The 6,378-nt window shown below is 35.3% G+C and carries 5 protein-coding genes; 1 reads left to right on the top strand and 4 read right to left on the bottom strand.

All coding sequences use genetic code 11. The features are described from left to right. The 4 genes from C8N37_RS04445 to C8N37_RS23150 form a co-directional block, all read right to left on the bottom strand. The coding region (locus tag C8N37_RS04445; RefSeq protein ID WP_146171001.1) for a hypothetical protein at positions 1–905 on the bottom strand (905 nt) is incomplete at its 3' end. Positions 906–1,328: 423 nt separating this feature from the next. Then, positions 1,329–2,054, bottom strand: a complete 726-nt coding sequence (locus C8N37_RS04440) for a LytR/AlgR family response regulator transcription factor (RefSeq protein WP_244914337.1) — start codon at positions 2,052–2,054, stop codon at positions 1,329–1,331. Then, the gene (locus C8N37_RS04435) at positions 2,051–2,482 is read right to left on the bottom strand and encodes a LytS family sensor histidine kinase (RefSeq protein ID WP_108157732.1); all 432 of its coding nucleotides are present in this window, start codon (positions 2,480–2,482) and stop codon (positions 2,051–2,053) included. Before C8N37_RS04435 ends, C8N37_RS04440 begins: the two co-directional genes overlap by 4 nt. Beyond that, complete coding sequence (locus C8N37_RS23150; protein ID WP_108157731.1) at positions 2,433–3,089, bottom strand: histidine kinase; 657 nt, start codon at positions 3,087–3,089, stop codon at positions 2,433–2,435. The genes C8N37_RS04435 and C8N37_RS23150 overlap by 50 nt, the downstream gene beginning before the upstream one ends. A 160-nt stretch (positions 3,090–3,249) precedes the next feature. Here C8N37_RS23150 and C8N37_RS04425 point away from each other — a divergent pair, with 160 nt between their 5' ends. After that, on the top strand, positions 3,250–5,688 hold the full coding sequence (locus C8N37_RS04425) for a TonB-dependent receptor (protein ID WP_170114463.1): 2,439 nt from the start codon (positions 3,250–3,252) through the stop codon (positions 5,686–5,688). Positions 5,689–6,378: the final 690 nt, after the last annotated feature.

Here is a 6,378-nt window from a genome sequence, read left to right as displayed (position 1 = left end):
ATATCATAAAATAGGTTATCTTCTTGTTCAAAAGTTTTTCCAAATAAATCAATTAAACGTGTTTTAAAGCCCGCTGGTCCTACAGAAGTAATACTCGGGATCTGTAATAGCGAATCTTGCTGAATGGCAATCAAAAGATCAAAGTAACCCGAAGGCATTAATGTAAGCGTATCTGCATAGTTTAACGTGATGATACCGTCATAATAAGTTAACGTTCGCTCCGGTATTGCAGTCGCAATTTGTGGATCCAAGTTCAGATTTTTATAGTATGCTAGTACACTGCTGGCATAATCTTTAAATAGTAAATTAGGAACTTTAAAGGTATTAATCATGTGCGTATAATAAGACTTAAGCAATCCGTCCGGAATATCTTGGGTTAATGAATACGTCATCTCAGCGACAGATTCCAGTTGTTTCCATTTAAAATCATCTGCAGATTTAAGAACTTCTTTTCTTCCGTCCTTAGAAGTTGGATATGAAAACAGATTCATAATCAACTCTTCCTGTAGATCCGAATTATCAAAAATTTCCTTATAACGCCCCTCAAACTGCACATCATAATCAGCAGAATCGATCATCGATACCGTAATCACATTCGTCTCATTTGGCAATAGCATAGTTGCTATATAGCGGCCATTTAATCTAAAATAAACCGAAGTAGGGCCATACGTGTATTCAGATAAATATAATGTCGAATCATTGAGTTTTGTAAATGCGATCGGTTTATCTCTCAATAAAGAATTGCTCATCATCGGCATGCCGACCTCCATGTTATCGAAAAGAAGTGAAGGTTTTCCCTTTACTGTAAGTGATAAATAACCACTGGATAAAAAGTGAGACTGTGCGTAGACGTTTAATTGCAATGAACAATAAAACAAAGTAAGATATGCAATAATTTTGACCATGAAAAATTTGTTTATCTATTTTGATCACTAGAAATAGTAGCCGAAAAAGAGATTATAGGTAATAAAATATATAAGCTCCAAAAATTGATAATTCATGAGGAACACATTGGTATATACCCATATAAAATTCACCTGTACGATCCATCATTGATAGGATTGGCTTATAATTATCTTAAATATAGGAAAATTGTATCTAATAAAAATTATTCTCTTCATTAATATAACTTCAATAAAAACAACATCTTATTAAAAGAAGCAGGTGCTAATTAATAGAAAATAGATTCATACTTCTTTCAATGGCATATTTATTCCTATTTATCCACTCTTTTCTTAGTGGATTATAGACGATTAAAATGGATATTTTAAGCAAATGTTTTTTTATGAAAAGGATGTATATAAAAGAAACTAATGGAAATTTGCGAATTATCGAAAATCATTCAATCTCGTATAAAAAATAGCTTTATAGCTTTCACTGATCGGGATTTTCTCTTCATCAATAAACAAACAGTTGCCGTCTATAAATTTGACGTATTTGAAAGATACAATATAGGAACGATGCACCCTACAGAAAAGACGAGCAGGAATCAGATTAATGATCTCCTTCAGATTCATATAAGTAATGATATGCTGATCTTTGGTATAGACGGATATGTAATTATTCAAACCCTTTATATACATGATGTCTGAAAATTTCACTTGATAATACTTGTTTTTAGCATCACCTTTTAGCAACAAATATTCATTTTCGACCAGCGAAGTCATCGATGCAATTTGTAGCAACCGAAATTTATCAACAGCTTTTTGAAAACGCTCATAGGAAAATGGCTTCAGCAGATAGTCGACCACATCCAGATCAAAGCCCTGCAGTGCATAGTCCGGATAAGCAGTAGTTAAAATGACCCTGCATTTATTTCCGCAGCGTTTAAGAAATTGAATACCGTTTATCATCGGCATCTGAATATCTAAAAAAACAAGATCAACTTGTCCGCTCATGATCAAATTTAAAGCATCGAATGCATCATCCGTGGCTTTAATTAAACTTAAGTCAGCTGTTTTATCGATGTATGCAGCGATAATTCCCGTCGCATACGCTTGATCATCTAATGCTATGCACCGGTACATCACACGATCCGCCCCACACTTTATCATAACTTGACCATTAAAGATATACGATAAACCAGGTCATTCTTCTCCATATTTAAACTGTGTTGTCCTGGGTATAGAATTTCGAGCCTCCGTTTAACATTGGCGATTCCGATACCACTACCCTTTTCCCGAAATTGTGCATTGATATAATTAGACACTTCAAATACCAGTGTTTTTGACGTGACATCTAGACGAATATTAACAGGTTGTTTTTCAACATGTGTAATACCATGCTTAATGGCATTCTCGACAAATGGAGCAAGTAACAATGGTGGAAATAAGAGCTTGTCTATGGCGCCCTCAATTGAAAATGTATGGTAAAAATGAGGATAAAACTGCATGCTATGCAGGGCAATATAATCTTCAATAAATCCAACTTCTTCACTTAAAGGAAGTAGATCCCTTTTGTTCTGCGCAAGCGTGTACCGCATCGTATCCGATAGCTTTAGGGATAGCTGTTGACAGATTTTCAGATAAAGGCAATGCTATGGAATACATATAATTTAAGGTATTATATAGAAAATGAGGATTGAGCTGTGATTTTAAAAAATTCAATTCGGCCTGTTCCATCCCTGCCTCAAGCGCTTTGTTCTTTTTTCCAACCTCAAAGGATTTCGCTACCAGATACACAATCAATGCGATAAAAACTCCCGGCAATGAAAAATAAAAATTATCATATAGGAAGTAAAATGGATCAAGATGAGGATTTAGTTTAAATCCGAGATACTTCACAAAGAGCACTTCTTCAAAAGAATACCTCAAAAATACAATCGTCAGGAGCAATAATACAATACTGGCCGTTAAAGGTACAGCTTTGTTCAAACGCCAGAACTTCGGAAAGATATAGAACAGACAGACGACGATCTCCACCAACAAAAGTAACTGCGAAAAAGCAATCAGTATCACCCCTTCAAATGATAATCTTGAAAATAAAACTGCTCCGATTATGAGGTATAAAAATGAAATCAACCAGAAAAATAAAACGATGCTTAGAAGTCTCCTGTTCGTCATATCCAAATTTAAAAATTTAAAAGCCATTTTATAATTTTTTACACCAATGGCAGCTATTATTACGTGAATCTGTAAATTTCAGTTTGACATCATTTCCTGCCCCGCTCACGTAATAAAATTTAAGGTTTCATGTAAAGTTTGAACATTTGAGCAAACATTGATGATGAAACAAAAAATGGTAATTTATATGATCCAGCCCATCGCATTACTCATACTTTTAAGCTTGCCTAACTGTTCATCTGGACAAATAGCAAAACAGTTTGGCGGGCATGACATTTCGGGCAAAGTAGTGGACTCTCTAACAGAAAAAACGATTCCGGCATCAAACATCTCCTTGTATAATGCGGATACTTCAGATGACAAACTAATCAAAACAGTCGTCAGCGATGGTGCGGGATATTTTAAAATCTTACAACTTCAGCCTGGCAACTATTTTGTAAATGTGGGCGCATTGGGTTACAACAGCAGCACAACACTTCCCGTCACGATCAACAATAGTGATATTGATCTGGGTACGATCCGCATGTCAGCAGCCTATCATCAATTGCAACACGTCGATATTTACAGAAAAACATCGCTCATACAAATCAAAACAGATCGGCTTATTTATAATACCGTACTTGACCCTACCCTGTCAGGAGGAAATGCGGCTGATGCATTACGAAAAGTACCTTTGTTATCTGTCGATGCAATGGGCAACGTTTCTCTCAAAGGAGATCGAAATGTGCGCATATTAATTGACGGTAAACCTTCAGGAACCATGAATAATAATGTAGCAGATATATTAAAAATGATACCTGCAGATCAGATAAAAAATATAGAAGTGATCACCAGCCCATCATCAAAATTTGACGCCGAGGGTGCTTCAGGAATAATTATAATCAATACCAAACGGAATAATACGCAAGGTGTGCACGGATCATACTCAGGTGGATTGGGTACCCGCCAGAACAATTTCAATGGAAATATAAGCATCAGAAAGAACAAATTAGGAATTAATGGAAATTTGGGAAATTCATGGAGCTGGCCCGTCAATACATCGATAAGTTTTGATCAAAGACTTCTGAATAATAAAATCGATCTCGAGCAAGAAATCAAAAGTCGCAACAAAAGGCATGGGTTAAGAGGAGGCCTATCGTTAGATTATGAACTTGATTCCAATAAGCTCATCATTTCCAATTTGAATATACATCAGCTTACGATCCAAACAGACAACCTCCTCAACACCATATATCAGGTAAGTGATTCGATCAGCAGTACCAATAACAGTCATGTTGGATACGGAGGATTTGACTGGAGTACCGATTACATTCGAAAATTTGATAAGAAAAACCAAGAATTAAGCATTTCAGCTCAATTCTCTCAAATTAACGCCAACACAAATTATCACTCTTCCTACAAGCAGGTCGATTTTCGTCCTGATGAAAAAGGAATGAACATAGGCCTGAATAAAGAACTGACCATGCAGCTGGATTACACACATCCCTTTAAAAAGGCGACCTTTGAATTGGGTACAAAAGCCATCTTCAGGAACATTCATTCGATTATTCATGTGGATACCATTGGACAAGATCAGGCCTATGTACATGTCAGCCACAGCACTTACAATTTCAATTATAAGCAAGATGTAGGAGCTCTATATTCGACCATACAGATCCCACTAAACACAAAAACCGATCTTAAAGCCGGCGTTAGATACGAGTATACAGGATCAATAATTAAAGCGACCGATCATCAAACCGGCCTCCATGATCAGCAGCACCATATACTCCCAAGCACAGTCGTATCATACAAAGCCTCCGAAGAGTTAAATTTGAAGATCGCTTACAATCAACGTATACAACGACCAAGTTTGTATTTTCTAAACCCTTTCCGAAACGAATCAGATCCTGTCAATCAATTACAGGGAAACCCACAATTAGTGCCCGAACTATCGCACAATATGGAATTGAGCGCACATCTTAATATGAAAAAAAGCATGCTGAATCTTTCTTTATATCACCGCAGAAACAATAATGTCATCGAATCCATTTACAGAAATACAACTTTCAAAGACAAACCGATCGTAATACAGACTTTTGCCAATATCGGTAAAACGCAATCTTTAGGTGCTCATATCTTTGCATCCGTAGATTTATTTAAAATATGGACTTTGAGAGGGAATATCGACCTATACACCTATCATATACGGCCCAATGATCAATACGGTAATTTGACACAGCAGTCAAATCAGATTTTCCTCCATTACAAGACCTTTATCAGCGCCACAGCATATCTAAAAAACGGATTGGTAGCCGAGTCTTTTTTATTTTTTGATGCGCCGGAGCGCACATTTCAGGGGCAATATGCTTCTTTTAACATGTGGAATATCGGCCTAAAGAAAGATATACTAAACAAGAAAGGTACTTTGGGGTTCACCATGATCGATCCGTTTCAAAAGGTAAAAAATCTAGGTTCTTATGCAAAAACAGATCTCCATGAACAACGTGGAAATTTTGCAATTCCATTCCGATCATTTGGCATTAATTTCTCCTGGAAGTTTGGCAAGAACAATTCCAATCAGGGGAAGTATGATTCGAACATCAAAAATGATGATCAAAAATCTGGAGGAGAATCTAAAATATAATTTATGCCGTTTACATGAAATCGGATAGAGATGCTCTTTACGGCAGAAGAGTAAAACATTACCGTTGATTTGCTCCATACCCTTACAAAGAAGACAGCCTATCAAGAAAGATTTGAAAATTTTAAATTTGCTAGCCTATATACCCATTTTTTGAAATCATATAACTTAACTTAGTACTGTCCTAAATAAATTTTAGCGTATAAAAAATCTACCATTATCTTCAAATAATGCAGATTTAGATGTTTTAAAAAAAATGATAAATAGCTAGATTATCCTATAAAAAAAGTGTAAAAATATTTTTTTTCATGAACCTTTTTAAGGGACAGTTGTTTTATTATATGAAAACTATAGCAGCTCTGCTTTTAAATAAGCAGAAAAATAAATCGACGTAGTACAGTAGAAAATCCAAATGCACCCAAAACTTTTGGATGACGAAACAAAAAAGAGGAAACGATAAGAAACATAAAAAAGTTACTGTACATCAAAACGTCAAGATAATGGGTCTAATGAAAATTAGGCCCTTTTGACTTTAAAGAACCCATCTAAACTTATAGTGTCTACTTGCGATTGAAATACTGAGAATAAACAATTTGGATAATAAGCATAAAATTAAGTCTAGTACACTTTTTTAGAAACTAAAGAATTGTAATTAATAAGTAGCATTTATATTTTGAAAATTGTTTGATGTTT

Origin of the sequence: Sphingobacterium faecium (genome assembly GCF_003054045.1) — a bacterium.
Taxonomy (GTDB): Bacteria; Bacteroidota; Bacteroidia; order Sphingobacteriales; family Sphingobacteriaceae; genus Sphingobacterium; species Sphingobacterium faecium.
This window is presented reverse-complemented; position numbering and strand designations above follow the sequence as displayed.

Excerpts from the sequence above, each read along its gene's own strand:
- C8N37_RS04435 (WP_108157732.1), bottom strand. The coding sequence starts at position 2,482 with ATGCGGTACACGCTTGCGCAGAACAAAAGGGATCTACTTCCTTTAAGT.
- C8N37_RS23150 (WP_108157731.1), bottom strand. The coding sequence starts at position 3,089 with ATGGCTTTTAAATTTTTAAATTTGGATATGACGAACAGGAGACTTCTA.
- C8N37_RS04425 (WP_170114463.1), top strand. The coding sequence starts at position 3,250 with ATGATCCAGCCCATCGCATTACTCATACTTTTAAGCTTGCCTAACTGT.
- C8N37_RS04440 (WP_244914337.1), bottom strand. The coding sequence starts at position 2,054 with ATGATAAAGTGTGGGGCGGATCGTGTGATGTACCGGTGCATAGCATTA.